Origin of the sequence: Gracilibacillus dipsosauri (assembly GCF_003176895.1) — a bacterium.
GTDB lineage: Bacteria > Bacillota > Bacilli > Bacillales > Amphibacillaceae > Gracilibacillus > Gracilibacillus dipsosauri.
Genome location: NZ_QGTD01000008.1, coordinates 457,284 through 475,442, shown reverse-complemented (window position 1 = coordinate 475,442; position 18,159 = coordinate 457,284). Strand labels below are relative to the sequence as shown.

Here is an 18,159-nt window from a genome sequence, read left to right as displayed (position 1 = left end):
TATTGTAAACAAGTGGTTATCTAAGCCAATTATCAACGTCTTTTGAGTATTCGATTAGTTCTTCCTTATTAAAAAATAGTGAAATTTCTCTCTCTGCACTCTCTTCGGAATCAGATCCATGAATGATATTTCGATGTGTAACCATTCCATAATCTCCTCTAATCGTCCCTACTTCAGCTGTCGATGGATTCGTTTTTCCCATCATTTTTCTTGCTGTAGAGATAACCTTTTCGCCTTCCCATACCATAGCGAATACAGGACCGGAAGTAATGAATTCAACTAGTTGATCAAAAAACGGCTTTCCTTCATGCTCAGCATAATGTTTTTGAGCTAGTGATTTTGAAATAGTCATTAATTTAGCCCCGACTATCTTGAAGCCTTTCTGCTCAAATCGTGACACAATATCTCCAATTAAGTTGCGTTGTACACCGTCTGGTTTTACCATCAAAAATGTTCTTTCCATTTGATTCACCTCGAATAGTTAGATTTTTCTATTACCTATGAAGTTTGCAATATTTTCAAGAGCACTTTTGGATTGATTATTTGGTAATTTTTTTAACGAGTGATAAGCTTTCTTTAAATATGTATTACTTACTCTTCTTGCTTTTTCTATAGCACCAGATTTTGCAATTGCCTCTACCACTCGTTTTAGTTCTACCTGGTTCATTTGCTCTTTATTTGCAAATAGATTGATAATAGAAGCCTTTATTTGTGGATTTTCCATCGCATATAATACGGGAAGAGTGATATTTCCTTGTAGTAAATCACTTCCAGATGGTTTCCCGAGCTCTTTTTCTGTTGCTGTGAAGTCAAGAATATCATCAATAATTTGATAAGACATTCCCATATAATAACCATAATTATATAATGCTTTTTCTGTTTCACTAGAAGTTTCGGCTACAACTGCTCCTAATTGGCAACTAGAGGATATGAGCAATGCCGTCTTTCTCCTAATCCGCCGAAGATAGGAGCGGAAATTCTGCTCATAATTAAACTTATCTCTTATTTGTTCAATTTCCCCAATGGTTAATTCAACCATTGTTTTAGACAATATCTGATGTGCCCTCGGGTATTCAATATCTGTGAATTGCTGTAGTGCCTTTGCGAAGATGAAATCACCGGTTAGCATAGCAATTTGATTATCCCAATGTGACTTCACGGTAGGTTTTCCCCTTCGCGTATCTGAGTCATCTATCACATCGTCATGAACTAATGACGCCATATGTATTAGCTCCACAGCACTTGCGACTTTCTTTATTTTACTAAGGTTATAGTTCCCAAACATTGCTGCCAATAAAACAAAAATAGGGCGAAGTCTTTTTCCACCAGCCCTTAATAATTGAGTAGATGCTTCATGTAACACTGGCTGATCTGTGAAGATCGTATCCTCTAATGTTGATTCGATTTGCTTTAAGTCTCTTCTTAAAAACGCATAATTTTTAGCAAGCTTCATTCTAGTCACCTTTACTATTTACTATCTTTTCCCCCATGTGCATTGCTGCTACACCACCAGTATAGCTTTTTATTTTAATATTACTTAAACCAGCTTTCTCGAATAATTTTTTTAATTCTTCTTTACCCGGGAAGTCTTTTGCTGATTCATGTAACCATACATACTCTTGATAACTTTTGGCAAAAACCTTTCCAAATAGTGGCATGATATTTTTGAAATAGAAATAATAGAGCTGTCTATATACAGGGATGGTTGGCTGAGAAGTTTCTAGACAAATCACCTTTCCACCAGGCTTCACCACGCGATACATTTCTTCCAACGTCCTTAAATAATCTGGTACATTCCTTAATCCGAAGCCAATGGTGACATAGTCAAAATAATTATCCTCAAAAGGTAAATCCATTGCGTTACCATGAACAAAGTCTATCTGTGGCAATTCTCCCTTTTGATTTCGTTGTTTGGCTACAGAGAGCATATTTTTACTAAAATCAAGGCCGATCACTTCTCCTGATCTACCTACTTGTTCCGCTAAGGCAAATGTCCAATCACCTGTCCCACAACATACATCTAAGGCCCTTTCTCCTTTATTAACTTGCATTCTCCTCATAACATCCTGACGCCATTTTTTATGCTTCTGAAAGGAGATGATAGAATTCATTTGATCATAATTATCGTAGATTTTTTCAAATACTTGGTGTACTTTTTCTTCTTTTGATTGTGGTTTCATTTCGATAATCCTTCTTCCAAAATGGTATTAACAGAAAAAGTGGTTAAAGGGTGAAGATATTCTGGTAATAATTTTTTATAGTCACTCAATTCTCTTTTGGTATAATGAATCATCTGCTTAAGCAAATTCTGTAAATGCTTTGTTGTGTTTTGCTTTAGTAGTTTATCTTGTACCAATTGATGAAAAAAAGTCTGGTCCCCTTGCTCTAACCTAGAATATTCTCTTTCTAATTTAATCGCAAGCAGCCATTTACTAACAAAATCAAAGTGAGTCTCTCGATTAAAATATGCTGCAACAGATTTTATAATCATGCTGTTTAAGGCAGAATAGTCTGCCAAAAAGCGATCCGTACGATCGTATGCTTGATAAAAAACGGTTGTTTTAAGTTTTGTTAGTTCATGAATACCTTCGGCGAGCTGGCGTATAAAGCTTATGTCACTGGATTGGGAAAGGATGTGATAATAAATGCCTGAATAATAATCACCTGCTAACACAGTGAGTTGTTGTTCTTTTTTGGCTTTAATATCTTGATCATCCATCTGCTTATCTATTTGATCATGTGTATTAAGTGCAATTTGAACAAGCATTGTTGCCAGAATAAAATTCTCCTTGTTCGCATTATTGTTAATAAGACAATCTAATGCTTGAATTTTTTCTGTCTCAACAAAAACGTTGTCTAGATGCTTGTTTAAGTATTTATTTTTTGTAGAAGTATGTATTAAATTCGTATAATGCTCGAATAATGGATGCTGCCTCATGAGAAATCACCGCAATTCTTGAAAAATCCTTTATTATCATATCATAAGTATATCATAATTTTACATTATTCTCTCGTAAAAACGTTCCTAATCGTAATATGCCCGTTTAGTCTGACTTAATAAAACAAAAGGAACAAACGGTTATTCCCTTTGCTTTATTAAGCCTTCTACTATAAATAGTGAAAAAAAAGGGTGCAATTTTGCACCCTTTTTATAGTTGCCCATATGTAATATCTATTATTTTACGATATCTTTTAGGGCTTTACCTGGTTTGAAAGCAGGAACTTTACTTGCTGGAATTTCGATTTCTTCTCCAGTTTGCGGGTTACGTCCTTTACGAGCAGCACGTTCGCGCACTTCAAAGTTTCCAAAACCAATTAATTGAACTTTGTCTCCACCTTTAAGTGAATCCATGATAGATTCAAAAACCGCATCAACAGCTTTTGTAGCATCTTTTTTAGATAGCTCACTTTTCTCAGCAACTGCATTAATTAGATCTGTTTTGTTCATGATATTCACCTCCTCCCAAAATAAGCTATAAAATTCGGAAATTATTTTCACAGAATTCTTTATAGCTTTGTCATCAGAATGTGATGACAAGGCTTATAATAACTGAGAATCCAATATAATTCAACAATTAATCTTGTTTTTCACTAGAAAAAAATTATTTCTAGTGAATTTTTGTTGAATTTACAAGAATAGTATCACATGTTCTAAAGTGATGCAAGTGTTTTCAAATGCCATGATATCAGCATTTGTTATGATTTGGAAATTCAATTTATCTATTTTATCAACAGTATAGACATTTTTTGAGATTCTATACTAAAAAATGAACGAAATTAGGAGGAAACTCCATCTAAGAACCTCTTCTTTCTTACATTTTGATGGAAATGGAGAATCACGGTTAAACTATGAAAACATTTCCTATTTCAAATTTTTCACAAAAAATAAAAAAGCGTAACGCATGTAGCATTATCGCTTTTAAAATCGTTATTGGTTATAAAATGATTGCTATCAGACCACCAGAGCCCTCATTAATTATTCTTTCCAATGTTTCTTTTAGTTTAAATCTTGCATTCTCAGGCATTAGAGACAGTTTTGCTTGAATTCCTTCTCTAACGATAGAACTTAAGGAACGTCCGAATATGTCAGATTGCCAAATGGATAATGGATCTTCTTCAAAATCCTGCATTAGGTATCTAACCAGCTCCTCACTTTGTTTTTCCGTACCAATGATAGGTGCAAATTCTGACTCTACATCCACCTTAATCATATGGATAGAAGGAGCAACAGCTTTTAACCGAACGCCGAATCTTGGCCCTTGTCTAATGATCTCAGGCTCCTCCAATGCCATATCTGTTAGAGCAGGTGCAGCAACTCCGTATCCAGTTTGCTTGACCATTCTCAAAGCATCGGAGACTTGATCGTATTCTTTTTTGGCATTTGTAAATTCCTGCATAAGCTGTAATAAATGGTCCTTCCCTCTTATCTCTTCACCTACAATCTCTTTTAACACCTGATCATATAATTCGTTAGGAGCGTGGAGATCAATATCTGCAACCCCTTCTCCCATCTCAATTCCTGCTAATGTAGCCTGATCAATGAAATCAAATTGATCAAAATAACCGATAACGTGATCCACATCTCTTAATCTTTTAATATCTTTTACTGTTTCTTCAATCGCAACCTGATAGTTTTGTCTTAGCCAATGATTATCATCTAATACTAAAACCCAGCTAGGAAGATTCACATTAACCTCGAGCACAGGGAATTCATATAATACTTCTCGCAGAACATTATTTATATCATGTTCTGTCATGCTCTCGACACTCATCGCTAGTACTGGAATATCAAATTTCTCTGTTAACTCTTGTCTAAGTAATTCAGTCTCTTGATTAAATGGCTGAACAGAATTAATAACCATGATGAACGGTTTTCCTACTTCTTTTAATTCTTCTACAATTCTTGCTTCCGCATCCACATAGTCTTCTCTTGGGATTTCTCCAATTGTTCCATCTGTTGTTACTACAATTCCCATAGTAGAATGCTCTTGGATGACTTTTCTCGTTCCAATTTCAGCAGCATCATGGAATGGGATAGGCTCTTCATACCATGGTGTATGAATCATTCTTGGACCGTTTTCATCCTCAAAACCTTGTGCCCCATTCACGGTGTAGCCTACACAATCCACTAGTCGAACGTTTACTTCTAAGCCTTCATCTACTTGTAGCGTTACTGCTTGATTTGGAATGAATTTCGGCTCTGTTGTCATAATCGTTTTGCCTGCTGCGCTTTGTGGTAATTCATCCTGTGCTCTTAATCGGTCACTTTCATTCGGAATATTAGGTAATACTGTTTTTTCCATAAATTTTTTAATAAATGTAGACTTACCTGTTCTAACTGCTCCTACAACACCTAGATAAATATCACCGTTCGTACGCTTCGAAATATCCTTGAAGATATCTACTCTTTCCAAGTGATCCCCTCCCGATCTATTAAACATTTATGATAACTCGAGCAATTGACATTTATAGTTTATGATGTTGTCCTATTAAAATATGCTAAGAAATAATAAGTAGTGGAAAATAATTTTATCTATTGTCTGTAAACAAGTCCTAAATTAGTAGTAGACGATAGATAGTACCTATTTTTCTATCTAGTCCTATATTATTTTAATTAATCCGAAATATGCTTCAAGCACAAAATGATATAAAAAGTAAAAAATGTAAGAAATGAAAAACCGGACTTTATCTACCTCATTTTCTGATAAAGTCCGGTTTCTTATTTTATTGGATTGCAAAAACAGGTTCGTTATTTTTTACATAATATGGAGCAGAATATGCTGGTACAATAGGATATTGATCGGTTAAAAGTGATCGAATATCTTCATCCTGTTGAAAAGTACGGTCTGTTTCTTCGAGTAATGGATATAAATCTAATCGATAGTCAATGATCAATTCACCATCTGTATTAATCAATATTGGTAAATTATTCCCCGAATAAGGGCTTTCAATATGCGGAGGCTTGTCTAGGTTTAATGCCTCATAATTCAAGGTATAGACCCCTTCTCCTTCTTTTTCACCAAATGGTGGATATGTATGTTCATTCCGATAAAAATTAAGCTTTTGCTGTACTTCTCTTAATTGGTCTGTCACTCTTAAATCGATGACTTTTACAGTCGGCTCTGTTTCTACATCAATTAGAACATATTGATAGAATCCACCATTTTCGAAAGCAGATCCAGGGATGGATTGAATTAATCCTTGTTGTTTTAATAAGGTAAAATCAATAAGATATTTTTGGTAAATAGGTGTATCCTGATCTTTTGTAATAATTGGGAGTCTTCCTTCATTTCTCTCTTGATATTGATTAATAGCTTGTTGAACCATATTCAATTGTGCATCGTTTGTGAGTTCATTTTGGCTCAATTGTTCTTGTGGATACATACAGCCTGATAACATTAATAGTAATAAGATTAGTAAAAAGTTATTTCTTAGTGTCATTCTGTCTCTTTCGCCTCCATTTATGCTGTAGGTCCTCTTAGTACAACAAATGCGATAATTAAACCGCCAATAATTAAAAAAGCATAAGCAAATGTTGCTACAATGCCTGCTACAATCCCTTTCAATTTATATCTACTTAGTAAGATTAGCCCAATTGCCAAAAATAGTGCAAACATTCCAGCAAAAGAAACCCACATCATCATCATTGAAGCTGACAATATCATTTCATCCTTTCCTTCGTATAAGCATTCAAATCGTTTAGATCCTATCGATCATAAATATTATAGCACAATTACTCCATCATCCTTAATTTTCTTCAATGAACAAAAAACAATGATTAATAAAAAAAACCGAGGTAGAAGGGGCAGATCTACTTCGGCAATGACTAAATTAATACCCTTATTCACCCTGAAAGTGAATGCTTGTGCGATTTATTCTATGCGAAGCAATTGGATATTGCATCCTCATGTGCCCATAGGATCACTTTTTAAATAATTTACTCAGTGTATTCATATCTGCAGGCATATTATTGTTCGTAATGGCTTTGACAATTTTATCTTCTTTTTCTTTTGAGACAGGTTTACCTGCCATATTTGAAAGGCGGCGAATTAACTTTCTAACAGTAGCTTCGTCAGAAAAATCTGCATTTTGCACAGATTGGGCTACCTTCATAATTTCATCAGCCTGAATGTTTGATTTTTTTTGTATTTGATCAAACATTTTTTGTTTGTAATCGCTCAATGTCACTCCTCCTAACTATAGATTTCCATTCCATAGTATGCAAGGAGTGTGTAAACAGTTAATGAGAATACCTATTGGACCATATTCGGATGATGTCTTCCATTTCATTTGTTTTATTTCTTTGCATCAATTTGTCAACAACATCCTTTGGGTGCTTGTCATGAAAAATCACCTCATATATCCCCGAAGTAATAGGCATCTCCACTTCCCATTTTTCAGCTAACTGGTATGTGGCCTCAGCTGTTCTAACACCTTCGACCGTCATCCCCATATGCTGGAGAACTTCCTTTAATTTTTTCCCTTTTCCTAATAAATTTCCTGCACGCCAATTCCTACTATGTACACTCGTGCAGGTTACAATTAGATCCCCTACTCCTGATAAACCAATAAAGGTAAATGGGTTTGCCCCTAATACAGTAGCAATTCTAGAGATCTCTGCAAGTCCTCTCGTAATTAGGGCTGCTTTCGCATTATCACCATAGCCGAGTCCATCGGAAATACCTGCACCTAAGGCAATAATATTTTTTAATGCCCCACCTAACTCAACCCCAATAATATCCTTACTTGTATACACTCTAAAGTATTGATTCATAAAGAGATCCTGGGCTATTCTAGCAGCCTCTTCCTTTGTTGAGGCAGCTGTTACCGTGGTAGGATGTTTTAAACTCACTTCTTCTGCATGACTTGGGCCGGACAATGCAACAATATCCAAATAGTTTGTTCCCGTTAATTCTTCTTCAATAATTTCAGAAATTCTCTTATGTGAAATTGGTTCAATCCCTTTCGAACCATGAATAACGAGAAGGTTGTCATGAAGATATGGCTGAAGTTTTTTACATGTCTCTCTAATCGCTTTGGCTGGCACTACTAATACAACCGCATCTACATCTTTAGTTGCTTCTTCCATTGAATCTACAATCTTTAAGTCTGATGGCAAAACAATGTTTGGTAAATATTTTTCATTTTTTTTAGTTTCAATCATCATTTTTTTCTGTTCTTCTTTATGTGTCCATAACCGAACATCATGATGGTTATCTTGGAGAACCATTGCTAAAGCTGTTCCCCAACTACCTGCACCTAAAACAGCAACTTTTGACATCTTTAATTCCCCCTAACTCCGTCTTCTTGCATAAATCTTGATCGGTGTTCCTTCAAAACCGAATGCTTCTCTTATTTTATTTTCCAAATACCTTTCATAAGAAAAGTGCATTAATTCAGGATCATTAACAAATACCACGAAAGTTGGAGGTTTTACAGCAACTTGAGTAGCGTATAGTACTTTAAGACGCTTCCCGTGTTTCGTCGGTGTTGGATTTATAGCTAGAGCATCCATGATGACATCATTTAATACATTCGTTTCCACCCTTTTGGTGTGATTTTCACTTGCCTGAATTATTTTTGGTATTAATGTATGAATTCTTTTTTTGGTTTTTGCTGAAAGAAAAACAATTGGTGCATAATCAAGAAATGAAAAATGTGCTCGAATTTTTTCTTCAAATTCCTTTATTGCATGATCATGTTGTTCGATCGTGTCCCACTTATTTACAACAATAACTACTGCTTTACCTGCTTCGTGAGCATAGCCAGCAATTTTTTTGTCCTGCTCAATTATACCTGTTTCTGCATCGATTAGAGTCAAAACGACATCAGATCGCTCGATTGCTTTTAATGCTCTCAAAATACTGTATTTTTCTGTAGTTTCATAGATTTTTCCTCTTTTTCTCATCCCGGCAGTGTCGATAATGACGAAATCCTGATCTTCCTTAGTGAAAGATGTGTCAATCGCATCTCGTGTGGTGCCTGCAATATCACTTACTATTACCCTTTCTTCATTCAACAATGCATTTACTAAAGAGGATTTCCCTACATTAGGTCTCCCAATTAAGCTAAAATGAATAACATCATCCTCAATTTCATCATTAAGATGTTCAGGAAATAGATCTACTACTCGATCTAATAGATCACCTAAACCGAGTCCATGAGTTCCTGATATAGGATATGGCTCACCAAATCCTAAAGAATAGAACTCGTATATTTGCTCACGCATTTCAGGATTATCTATTTTATTAACAGCTAGGACAATTGGTTTACTTGATTTAAATAGCAGTTTTGCCACTTCTTCGTCTGCTGCGGTAATTCCTTCACGTCCATTTACTAGAAAAATGATGACATCTGCTTCACGGATTGCAACCTCTGCTTGCTCTCTCATCTGTATCAGTAATGGTTCATCTCCTATTTCAATACCACCAGTATCAATTAATCGAAAATTATTATTTAACCATTCAGCCTTTGCATAAATTCGATCTCTTGTAACACCAGGTATATCCTCAACAATTGAAATTCTTTCTCCTACTAATCGGTTAAATATCGTCGATTTTCCAACATTAGGCCTTCCTACTATCGCAACTACTGAATTTCTCATGAAGGCACATCCTTCCTCAATAAATTTCACCATCTTCATATCACCTATTAAAGTTACCATAAACGATTGGAAAAAGACAAGCTTATAGAAGTTTAGTTTACATAACATAATTATCGTTTATTAAAAAGAATTAACTTACCTTTTTTGATTTAATCACCTGAAGTAGCACATCCACCTTATGCATAAATGTTTTCCAAAAGTGTTGTATCGTAAAAAGGACGATCACTCCGACAAAGATATTGTAGAAGTGTTGAAAGTTAATATTGTATTGTAAATAATAACTCCAACAAATAAATGTATAAAGTGTGTGACCAATCGCTAGACTTGTACACCACATTAAGATTTTCGACTGAAATTGTTTTTCAACGAACATGAATACAACAGTAGAGAACACAATAGCTAAGGTAACAAACCAGCTATCATCAAATATTGGGCTAGTAAATCTCCAAAGGAAATAAATCACATAAAGATAAGCAAATAAGAGGATAAGCAGATATTTTTTTAGCTTTAGCGGGAATAACACAAGACCTAGAAAGCTGTATAATAAAAGGAATATAAGGGACATAGGAAATAAAATACCACTTAGTTCAAGTGTATAAGGAACACATATGCTTAATAGAAGCAAACCAATTCCATAATAAGTCCGCTGGATCGACTTCCCCATAAAAAAGGTAACTAAACACCAAAGCAACCAAATACCCCATAAAAATAGATTTTCGTTCATAGCTATCACCCTTATCATTATCGACATGACAGCTTTATTTATACATCTGATGATAAACTATATGAAAGAAAGTGGAGCAAAAAACAAGGGCTACCACATTCAACTCATCTGTTAAATGAAGTAGCCCTTAAAAACACTAATTTTTATACTTATCTAGCTTATCGCCAATCATGTCTCCAAGCTGGAATCCTGATTGATCTTCTGTAGCTTCATATTGTTTGATCTCCTGGTCTTGTTTTTCCTCTTCTAGTTCTTTTATACTCAATGAAATACGCTTTTCAGAAGCATTCACTTCAAGCACCTTCACATTTACTTTTTGACCAACTTCTAGTACTTCCCCTGGAGTTCCAATATGTTCTCTCGAAATTTGAGAAATATGAACAAGTCCTTCTACACCAGGTAATACTTCTACAAATGCCCCAAAGTTCACTAAGCGTTTAACTGTACCTTCTACCACATCATTTACTGCAATCTTGTCTTCGATGTTGTCCCATGGGCCAGGAAGTGTAGCTTTATGGGATAATGAGATTCTTTCTTCCTCTTTATCCACGGATAGTACTTTAACTTGAATGGTATCACCTTCTGATACAACATCAGAAGCCTTGTCGACATGAGTATGTGATAATTGGGAAATATGTACTAAACCATCAATTCCACCTATATCTACGAACACACCGAAGTCTGTGATGCGTTGAACGGTACCTTCTAACACTTGACCCTCTTCTAATTGCTCTAGCAATTCTGACTTTTTCTGTTGTGCTTCTTGCTCTATTACAGCTCGATGGGAAAGAATAATACGATTTTGCTCTTTATCTAATTCGACAATTTTTAATGTAAGTGGTTTATCCTTGTAATCTGAAAAGTCTTCTACATAGTGTGTTTCTACCAAGGAAGCAGGGATGAAGCCTCTTACTCCCACATCTACCACTAGACCACCTTTTACGACATCCTTCACTACTGCTTCAAGTGTTTGATTTTCGTCGAACTGTTTTTGTAAATCCTCCCAAGCCTTTTCAGCAATGACCGCTTTTTTAGATAAAACGATCTCTTCATCTTCTATTTTCTTTACTTGTAATTCTAGTTCGTCTCCCTCATTAACCACGTCACTTGCAGTGTCAATACGCAAGGCAGATAGTTCACTAATAGGAACAATTCCTTCCACCTTTTGACCGATATCTACTAGTATATGCTTCTCCTCTACCTTAACCACTTTCCCCTTAACAATGTCACCAATGGAAAGCTCTTTAATTTCGGAATTTTCTTGGTTCATCTCTTCCATGACAAAGACCTCCTTCAAATTACAACACAAAAAACATAAATGTGCTTTTTTCTAACTTCTAACATTTAGACAAATTTGTCAAGTTAAAACGATGTTGAAGTTAATAATTTTCTTTGATTTTTTTAATATGTTCCATTATAACATCTGTTACTTCTTGTGCGGAAGCTTTTTCACTTCTTAATCCCTCCATATCAATTGGTGGACCATAGGAAACCTTTAGTGGATCCTTACCACGATAATCACCAATAATCGCACAAGGAATAATGGTTGCCTTAGAACGAAGAGCAAAAAACCCAGCTCCTGCTAAACCTTTTTTTAATTCACCTGTCTTACTTCTCGTTCCCTCTGGAAACAAGCCAAGCACATTTCCATCCTTTAAGACCTCTAAGCCCTTTCGAAGGGCATTTCTATCCTTCATCCCTCTTTTGATTGGAAATGCATGGACATGCTTTAAAATAAACGCAAGCATTTTATTATTAAATAGCTCTTCCTTTGCCATGAAATGAATTTCTCGTGGACACGTAATTCCAACTACTGGGGGGTCAAAATTAGAAATATGGTTGGAACAAATAATTACGGGACCTGTTTTAGGGATATGTTCCGTTCCTACAGTTATTACTTTATACTTTGATTTTAACCATAGCTTAACAACAGAGCGAGCAAATTTATAGAAACTCATATTTATTCCACCTCTTGCACTAATGAAAGAATTTTATTGACTACATCCTCAATGCTAAGTGAGGTTGTGTCAATTTCGATCGCATCATCTGCTTTCTTTAAAGGTGAAGCGGTTCTTTCAGTATCCATTCGATCTCTCTTCTCGATATCTAACTTAATCTGTTCGAAATTACTAGGGAGGTGTTTAGTAACATTTTCTTCATGTCTTCTTTTTGCCCTTTCCTCCACACTTGCTATTAAAAACACCTTTACTTCCGCATCAGGTAGCACTCTTGTTCCAATGTCTCGACCATCCATGACAACCCCACGATCTGTTGCAAGCTTTTGCTGACGTGTAACCATTTCTTCTCTAACTGAAGGATAAGAAGCTATAAGAGACACATGATCCGTTACATCTGATGTTCTAATTTCCGCCGTTATCTTTTCGTTATTTACGTATACATCAAAATGTTGATCCAATAAAATGTTTGTTTTCTTTAGAAGATTAAGGACAGCATTTTCATCCTTCATATCTATATTGTCTTGGAGCACCTTGTATGTTAACGAGCGATACATCGCACCCGTATCAATATATACATAATGCAGTTTTTCTGCGACCTTTTTGGCTACTGTACTTTTCCCAGCTGCTGCAGGACCATCAATCGCAATAGCTATTTTTTTTTCTGTCACACTAAAAGCCCCTTTCATTGTGGTTCTCTTTTCAGAGCGTAAACCGTCATCATCCTTAGGACCACCTACGGATGATGAATAAATACCTCTTATATATTATCACAAAAAAAAGGGAGAAGGGAACAGATTCCCTTCTCTAAATCGAACTAATATCTAATCTCTGCTTGTTTTAGCTTTTCAACACGCTCTTCATCACCGGACTCTGCATTGATAAATATTTTGTAGCTGTCGTTTCCTAATGTACCTAAGAAGACATACGCTAGGACTTCTTCTCCTAAATCATCCTCGATAATAGCTAGATGATTTTCATGAATTTTCAGGTTAGGATTGACTTCCTTTCTCGCTTCTTCTTCTGTAATTTTTGGTGAATGAATCTCTCGATCCCGATGGTTCTCAAAATAATCTTTTGCCACAAGTCCTAAAATATCTCCATTGTCTAAAGCTACTTTAACCTGAATCACATCAGGATAAATCCAGACGTCATCGACTTGAGGAATAAAATGAAAGACCCCTACATTATCATATTGATTACTTTCTAATAAAGCTAACTCCTCAAAATCTAAATCCTGCAGATATTGTTCTGCTAGTTGAGTTGCTTTATTTAGACCAATTTTAGCTTCCGTCACCTCTCGATTGATCATCATTGTAAGTGGATGACCACCATTTTGCGTAATATCGATATAACCTGATTGGTTATTTTTCTGGTACGATCCACTGTATAAAGGAACTGTAGCCCCGTCTCCAGTAGTAGTAACATTGATTTCTGTTTCCTTATCCACTTGTAGTAATTCTCTTATTTTTTTCTTTGCTTCTTCTTTCGATATTTTTTCATCACCAAGGATGCTAAAACCATCTTTTTTACTAGATGTTCCCATTAAGCTAGCATTCATTTTTCCTTCAGAATATCCTTCTACCGTTTTTTCCACTGTTTTAAATCCATCAATAATCGTATTATCTGCTTGTTCATCATTATTTACTAATGCTAACTGGACGTCCATCCATCTCAAGTTTTCATTTAAAACCATATTTTGAACTTTTCTTAATTCTGATTCAATATCTCCAGACATTTCATATAACGATTCAAAGGTTTGTAGTTCCTTATCTGATAATGGTTCTTTTTCTAAATCTCTAATTGCTGTTTGGTAACTAAAATCACCCATTTGTGACAAAAATTCTTCTGTTTTATTAAAAGGTAGTAACGTGAGTGGGAGTTGACCAACATTCCCGTGTGCCATAGAAGTAAGTCTCCAAATTTCAGCTAATTGTGGAGATAATTGTTCACGACTATTCATCGCTAAGGTTGATCCGATTTTGTCATGTAATAAATCCATATAATAGGCTAAATCATGAAAGGAGCGTTGGTAGCTGTTCTCTGCTTGTATCAATATGGCATTTTTTTCTTGATGCTCTTGATATCCCCAAACAGAAACCCCAACTATTCCTAAGCTTAATAAAGTAATTAATAGCCATCTAAACATCATAACACCTCCAATTTACATACAGAATATATGCTTTCCTATTTTTTTGATTTGTGGTCTTGACCATATCCAATCAGATGTGGCTGTATTAGGGTTAAAATAATAGATAGCTTCACCCGTTGGATCCCAACCATTAATCGCATCTAATACAGCTCTCCGTGCTTTTTCGTTTGGTGTTAACCAAATCTGCCCATCACTTACAGCTGTAAACGCACGTGGCTCAAAAATAACACCTGAGATGGTATTGGGAAAACTTGGACTTTCCACTCTATTTAAAATAACAGCAGCTACAGCTACTTGCCCTTGATATGGTTCTCCTCTTGCTTCACCATAAACGGCATTTGCCATCAATTTTATATCATTTTGTGAAAAACCTTGAGGAACGTTCACTGCTGTTGGCTCAAGATCCTCTTCCTTTGCATTATTTTTTTCCGTTTCTTGACCTTGATTATTTGGTGATGGATTTTTTTCTTTTGTTTGTTTCTCCATATCCATTCCGCCATAATGGGTAAAGTCTTTTCCTTTGTTTATCTGTTCTCTTACATATTGTTTGTTATACTCGCTAGCACTAATCAACTTTTGTTTTGTCTCTTCCCCAGCTAATCCATCAATATCTAAACCAAATTCGTATTGGAAATTTCTTAAAGCCCAATAAGTCCCCCAGCCAAATACTCCATCAATATTTCCGTTATAAAAACCAAGATATTGAAGTCTTGCTTGAAGCTCAATGACGTCTTCACCAGTTGCTCCGTGTTGTATTACTTGATCACTAAATGCTTTAACCTCCGTCTCTTGTGATGTTAACAAGAAAGGAAGGGAAAAAATAAATACAATTAGCATGCCAGTTTTGAGCACTTTCATTTTCATTACCTCCATTTAGCCCCATAAATTGAATTGATATATCGATAGGTTTTATTAATTAAAGGTAAATTATTCATGATTTTTTGTGTAAGTGTTGATGAAGGAATAAATCTGTTAAGTCCACTGTTTATAAATAATCAAAAAAGCTAGCAGGTGAAAATTTCCACCTGCTAGCTTTTTCATATTTCATATTGATGAAGCTTGGAATATTCGTTGGCCATTTTTACCTTTCTTAATCCATAAAACCATAATACAATCATAAATGGTATTAACCAATATAACCAAGATTTGGTGATGGTTTCTAAAATAAAATCATAGGTTCCGTGTAAAATAACTGGTATAATTAATGCGATCAATAAATGGAAATAGCTATTCTTAGAACGAAACTTTGCTCTTCCCATGTAATATCCCATAATAACACCAAATAGAGCATGGGAGGATACAGGGAATATGGCACGGCTAAAGGCACTTTCAATACCATGTGCGAATAAATAAAGCAAATTTTCAACCGTAGCAAATCCTAAGCTGATCGATACACCATAAACGATACCATCATATACAGAGGAAAATTTCGAATATTTATAGGTAGTAATTAAGAAGAAGAACCATTTAAAGAATTCCTCTAATAAACCAAAGAGAAAATAGCTTCTCCACATGGGCGTTTGAGCAATCCCTTCTTCGATAAAAGCATATTGGATGAACATAATAGGGAACACTAATAAAGCTCCATAGGTAAAAGTTCTGGTTACTGCGGATAAAGGTTCTAATTCATATTCATCCTTTAGGTAAAAAAAAGCTAATATGGCAAAAGCGGGAGCTATAGCTGCTGTTAAAAGTCCAAACAAATCGACACCTACTCTCAAAAAACTACGAATACACTACCTAAAAAGGCAGGGATAAAATGAAAGAAATTTTAGTAATTCATACTGGTGGAACCATATCGATGGTTCAAGACCATGAAGGTCATGTTGGATCAAGTGAGAATCATCCTTTATTAGATAAAGTTCAATCAACAGATTTTACGATTAGAGAAATAGAATTATTCTCATTACCTTCGCCACATATTACACCAAACCATATGTTAAAGCTTGCACAATTTGTGGAAAGCAATATTCAAGAGACAACGAGAGGTGTCGTCATAACCCATGGCACCGATACTTTAGAGGAAACTGCTTATTTTCTTGACCTTACCCTATCGACCTCTATACCTATTGTGTTAACAGGTGCCATGCGCTCTAGTAATGATGTAGGTTCAGATGGCTTGTACAATCTGCTATGCTCTATTCAAGTTGCCTCATATAAGAAGGCAGGAAACCATGGCGTACTTGTTGTATTTAATGATGAGATACATACAGCGAAATATGTTACGAAAACATCGACTAGTAATGTCTCAACTTTTAAGAGTCCTCCTGTTGGACCGATCGGTTTTGTTAATAAAAAAAGTATAAACTTCTATCAGCTATTAACGGATGAAAAAGAATATTATCAACCTAAGCAATTAACGAGGAATGTATTTCTAATAAAAGCTTTTACTGGTATGTCTCCTTCCATCCTATCGTGCCTATGCAGTCAAGAAGTTGACGGTCTTGTTATAGAAGGATTTGGGCAAGGAAATGTGCCACCAGATATTCTGCCAGCTCTAAAGCAATTAATCGATTATGGTATTACCATTGTTTTGGTCACCCGTTGCTATCAAGGCAGGGTTCAACCGACTTATAACTATAAAGGTGGCGGGAAAACATTACAGGATATTGGAGTGATCTTTGCTAATCATGTGAATGGACCTAAAGCAAGAATAAAGTTAATGCTCCTTTTAGAACAAGGAGCAACAACTTATGAAATAGAACAAGCTTTTTGTGACTAAAACATTATTTGTTATGAATTGATCTGGCAATTAACCCTCCATGAAATCGACCATTTTCGATAAAGATTTCGTTATTATCATAACCGGCTGCGATAACACCGGCAATATAGACATTTTCAATATTTGTTTCCATTGTATCTGGGTTAAAGGTTGGTCGACCGGTAGCAAGATCCACAGTTATCCCAATATCCTTTAAGAAGGATTGATTTGGTTGATATCCTGTCATTGCAAATACAAAATCATTATCTAATTCTTTTTTCTTCCCATCTACTTCATAAATAACTTTATCTCTCGTTATTTCTAATAGATCAGCATTAAATTCCATTTTGATTTTACCATGCTTGATGAGTGAAACAAATTCTGGTAAAATCCATGGTTTTACACTTGGAGAATAATCTTGACCACGATATAGTACAGTGACTTTAGCTCGTGCCCTTTGTAGTTCAATCGCTGCATCTACAGCAGAATTTTTACCTCCAATGATACACACCTCTTTTTGATAGAAGGGGTGTGCTTCTTTAAAATAATGGGAAACCTTGTTTAGCTCTTCTCCTTTAATCCCCATACGGTTTGGTTGCCCGTAATAACCAGTAGCGATAACAATATACTTTGCCTTATACTGATTGATTTCCTTATCATAATTAACGGTTTCTAGAATAAAGGAGTTGCTCTTCTTATCAATAGAAGTTACCTCTTCAAAGCTGTTAATTCTTAATTGCTTCCGGTCAGCTACTGTTCGATAATAGGCTAATGCTTGATTTCGAACAGGTTTTTGTTTTTCTGTAACAAAGGCAACATCGCCTATCTCTAATTTATCACTTGAACTGAAGAAGGTTTGGTGGGTTGGATAACGATAGATCGCATCCACAATATTTCCCTTTTCAATCAATAATGGATCAATTCCAATATTTTGCAATTCAATGGCTGCAGACATCCCACATGGACCTGCTCCAATAATAATCGCTTGCTCCTGTTGCATTTTTATTAACACTCCCTTTTAAT

Annotated in this window: 20 protein-coding genes; 1 reads left to right on the top strand and 19 read right to left on the bottom strand. The window is 35.4% G+C overall.

Features of this window, described 5'->3' with window-relative positions; all coding sequences use genetic code 11:
* Positions 1–16: 16 nt before the first annotated feature.
* The 18 genes from ndk to prsW all read right to left on the bottom strand — a co-directional run bounded on the left by ndk (position 17) and on the right by prsW (position 16,138).
* Positions 17–463, bottom strand: coding sequence for a nucleoside-diphosphate kinase (ndk, locus tag DLJ74_RS09420; protein ID WP_109984258.1), 447 nt, complete (start codon positions 461–463; stop codon positions 17–19).
* An 18-nt stretch (positions 464–481) separates the two neighbouring features.
* Positions 482–1,453: a heptaprenyl diphosphate synthase component II gene (gene hepT, locus DLJ74_RS09415; RefSeq protein ID WP_109984257.1), complete on the bottom strand. Its 972-nt coding sequence runs from the start codon at positions 1,451–1,453 to the stop codon at positions 482–484.
* Position 1,454: 1 nt separating this feature from the next.
* Positions 1,455–2,180: a demethylmenaquinone methyltransferase gene (gene menG / locus DLJ74_RS09410; RefSeq protein ID WP_109984256.1), complete on the bottom strand. Its 726-nt coding sequence runs from the start codon at positions 2,178–2,180 to the stop codon at positions 1,455–1,457.
* Entirely contained in the window at positions 2,177–2,938 is a 762-nt protein-coding gene (locus DLJ74_RS09405; protein ID WP_054859360.1) for a heptaprenyl diphosphate synthase component 1, read from the bottom strand. The genes menG and DLJ74_RS09405 overlap by 4 nt, the downstream gene beginning before the upstream one ends.
* Positions 2,939–3,175: 237 nt before the next feature.
* A complete protein-coding gene (locus DLJ74_RS09400) occupies positions 3,176–3,448 on the bottom strand; it encodes an HU family DNA-binding protein (RefSeq protein WP_054787972.1) in 273 nt (90 codons plus the stop codon).
* A 487-nt stretch (positions 3,449–3,935) separates the two neighbouring features.
* Positions 3,936–5,414 (bottom strand): stage IV sporulation protein A, encoded by a 1,479-nt coding sequence (spoIVA, locus tag DLJ74_RS09395; RefSeq protein ID WP_054859359.1) that lies wholly within the window; start codon positions 5,412–5,414, stop codon positions 3,936–3,938.
* Between the two features lie 310 nt (positions 5,415–5,724).
* The gene (locus tag DLJ74_RS09390) at positions 5,725–6,441 is read right to left on the bottom strand and encodes a hypothetical protein (protein WP_109984255.1); all 717 of its coding nucleotides are present in this window, start codon (positions 6,439–6,441) and stop codon (positions 5,725–5,727) included.
* A gap of 20 nt (positions 6,442–6,461) precedes the next feature.
* The gene (locus tag DLJ74_RS09385; protein ID WP_425454574.1) at positions 6,462–6,665 is read right to left on the bottom strand and encodes a DUF2768 domain-containing protein; all 204 of its coding nucleotides are present in this window, start codon (positions 6,663–6,665) and stop codon (positions 6,462–6,464) included.
* Between the two features lie 256 nt (positions 6,666–6,921).
* The gene (locus tag DLJ74_RS09380; protein ID WP_054859356.1) at positions 6,922–7,182 is read right to left on the bottom strand and encodes a stage VI sporulation protein F; all 261 of its coding nucleotides are present in this window, start codon (positions 7,180–7,182) and stop codon (positions 6,922–6,924) included.
* Between the two features lie 58 nt (positions 7,183–7,240).
* The gene (locus DLJ74_RS09375) at positions 7,241–8,281 is read right to left on the bottom strand and encodes an NAD(P)H-dependent glycerol-3-phosphate dehydrogenase (RefSeq protein ID WP_109984254.1); all 1,041 of its coding nucleotides are present in this window, start codon (positions 8,279–8,281) and stop codon (positions 7,241–7,243) included.
* Positions 8,282–8,293: 12 nt separating this feature from the next.
* Entirely contained in the window at positions 8,294–9,604 is a 1,311-nt protein-coding gene (gene der, locus DLJ74_RS09370) for a ribosome biogenesis GTPase Der (protein WP_054859688.1), read from the bottom strand.
* A gap of 130 nt (positions 9,605–9,734) precedes the next feature.
* The gene (locus DLJ74_RS09365; RefSeq protein ID WP_109984253.1) at positions 9,735–10,328 is read right to left on the bottom strand and encodes a YphA family membrane protein; all 594 of its coding nucleotides are present in this window, start codon (positions 10,326–10,328) and stop codon (positions 9,735–9,737) included.
* 136 nt (positions 10,329–10,464) lie between these two features.
* Complete coding sequence (gene rpsA / locus DLJ74_RS09360) at positions 10,465–11,607, bottom strand: 30S ribosomal protein S1 (protein WP_109984252.1); 1,143 nt, start codon at positions 11,605–11,607, stop codon at positions 10,465–10,467.
* Positions 11,608–11,707: 100 nt separating this feature from the next.
* Complete coding sequence (locus DLJ74_RS09355; RefSeq protein WP_109984251.1) at positions 11,708–12,286, bottom strand: lysophospholipid acyltransferase family protein; 579 nt, start codon at positions 12,284–12,286, stop codon at positions 11,708–11,710.
* 2 nt (positions 12,287–12,288) lie between these two features.
* Positions 12,289–12,954: a (d)CMP kinase gene (gene cmk, locus DLJ74_RS09350; RefSeq protein WP_245902306.1), complete on the bottom strand. Its 666-nt coding sequence runs from the start codon at positions 12,952–12,954 to the stop codon at positions 12,289–12,291.
* Between the two features lie 146 nt (positions 12,955–13,100).
* Positions 13,101–14,432, bottom strand: coding sequence for a germination protein YpeB (gene ypeB / locus DLJ74_RS09345; RefSeq protein WP_109984249.1), 1,332 nt, complete (start codon positions 14,430–14,432; stop codon positions 13,101–13,103).
* A gap of 15 nt (positions 14,433–14,447) precedes the next feature.
* Entirely contained in the window at positions 14,448–15,272 is an 825-nt protein-coding gene (gene sleB, locus DLJ74_RS09340) for a spore cortex-lytic enzyme (RefSeq protein WP_425454577.1), read from the bottom strand.
* A 200-nt stretch (positions 15,273–15,472) separates the two neighbouring features.
* Positions 15,473–16,138 carry a glutamic-type intramembrane protease PrsW gene (prsW, locus tag DLJ74_RS09335; protein ID WP_054787996.1) on the bottom strand — a complete coding sequence of 222 codons (666 nt, stop codon included), beginning with the start codon at positions 16,136–16,138 and terminating at the stop codon, positions 15,473–15,475.
* 56 nt (positions 16,139–16,194) lie between these two features.
* Here prsW and DLJ74_RS09330 point away from each other — a divergent pair, with 56 nt between their 5' ends.
* A complete protein-coding gene (locus DLJ74_RS09330; protein ID WP_109984248.1) occupies positions 16,195–17,157 on the top strand; it encodes an asparaginase in 963 nt (320 codons plus the stop codon).
* A gap of 4 nt (positions 17,158–17,161) precedes the next feature.
* Here DLJ74_RS09330 and DLJ74_RS09325 read toward each other — a convergent pair whose 3' ends face one another.
* Positions 17,162–18,136 (bottom strand): YpdA family putative bacillithiol disulfide reductase, encoded by a 975-nt coding sequence (locus tag DLJ74_RS09325; protein ID WP_109984247.1) that lies wholly within the window; start codon positions 18,134–18,136, stop codon positions 17,162–17,164.
* Positions 18,137–18,159 lie beyond the last annotated feature (23 nt).

What these genes read in the sequence shown, in the direction of transcription:
- hepT (WP_109984257.1), bottom strand. Translation starts at nt 1,453, where the DNA reads ATGAAGCTTGCTAAAAATTATGCGTTTTTAAGAAGAGACTTAAAGCAA.
- DLJ74_RS09400 (WP_054787972.1), bottom strand. Translation starts at nt 3,448, where the DNA reads ATGAACAAAACAGATCTAATTAATGCAGTTGCTGAGAAAAGTGAGCTA.
- sleB (WP_425454577.1), bottom strand. Translation starts at nt 15,272, where the DNA reads ATGCTAATTGTATTTATTTTTTCCCTTCCTTTCTTGTTAACATCACAA.
- menG (WP_109984256.1), bottom strand. Translation starts at nt 2,180, where the DNA reads ATGAAACCACAATCAAAAGAAGAAAAAGTACACCAAGTATTTGAAAAA.
- DLJ74_RS09405 (WP_054859360.1), bottom strand. Translation starts at nt 2,938, where the DNA reads ATGAGGCAGCATCCATTATTCGAGCATTATACGAATTTAATACATACT.
- DLJ74_RS09375 (WP_109984254.1), bottom strand. Translation starts at nt 8,281, where the DNA reads ATGTCAAAAGTTGCTGTTTTAGGTGCAGGTAGTTGGGGAACAGCTTTA.
- DLJ74_RS09385 (WP_425454574.1), bottom strand. Translation starts at nt 6,665, where the DNA reads ATGATATTGTCAGCTTCAATGATGATGATGTGGGTTTCTTTTGCTGGA.
- rpsA (WP_109984252.1), bottom strand. Translation starts at nt 11,607, where the DNA reads ATGGAAGAGATGAACCAAGAAAATTCCGAAATTAAAGAGCTTTCCATT.
- ypeB (WP_109984249.1), bottom strand. Translation starts at nt 14,432, where the DNA reads ATGTTTAGATGGCTATTAATTACTTTATTAAGCTTAGGAATAGTTGGG.
- der (WP_054859688.1), bottom strand. Translation starts at nt 9,604, where the DNA reads ATGAGAAATTCAGTAGTTGCGATAGTAGGAAGGCCTAATGTTGGAAAA.
- DLJ74_RS09355 (WP_109984251.1), bottom strand. Translation starts at nt 12,286, where the DNA reads ATGAGTTTCTATAAATTTGCTCGCTCTGTTGTTAAGCTATGGTTAAAA.
- DLJ74_RS09390 (WP_109984255.1), bottom strand. Translation starts at nt 6,441, where the DNA reads ATGACACTAAGAAATAACTTTTTACTAATCTTATTACTATTAATGTTA.
- DLJ74_RS09330 (WP_109984248.1), top strand. Translation starts at nt 16,195, where the DNA reads ATGAAAGAAATTTTAGTAATTCATACTGGTGGAACCATATCGATGGTT.
- DLJ74_RS09365 (WP_109984253.1), bottom strand. Translation starts at nt 10,328, where the DNA reads ATGAACGAAAATCTATTTTTATGGGGTATTTGGTTGCTTTGGTGTTTA.
- DLJ74_RS09325 (WP_109984247.1), bottom strand. Translation starts at nt 18,136, where the DNA reads ATGCAACAGGAGCAAGCGATTATTATTGGAGCAGGTCCATGTGGGATG.
- ndk (WP_109984258.1), bottom strand. Translation starts at nt 463, where the DNA reads ATGGAAAGAACATTTTTGATGGTAAAACCAGACGGTGTACAACGCAAC.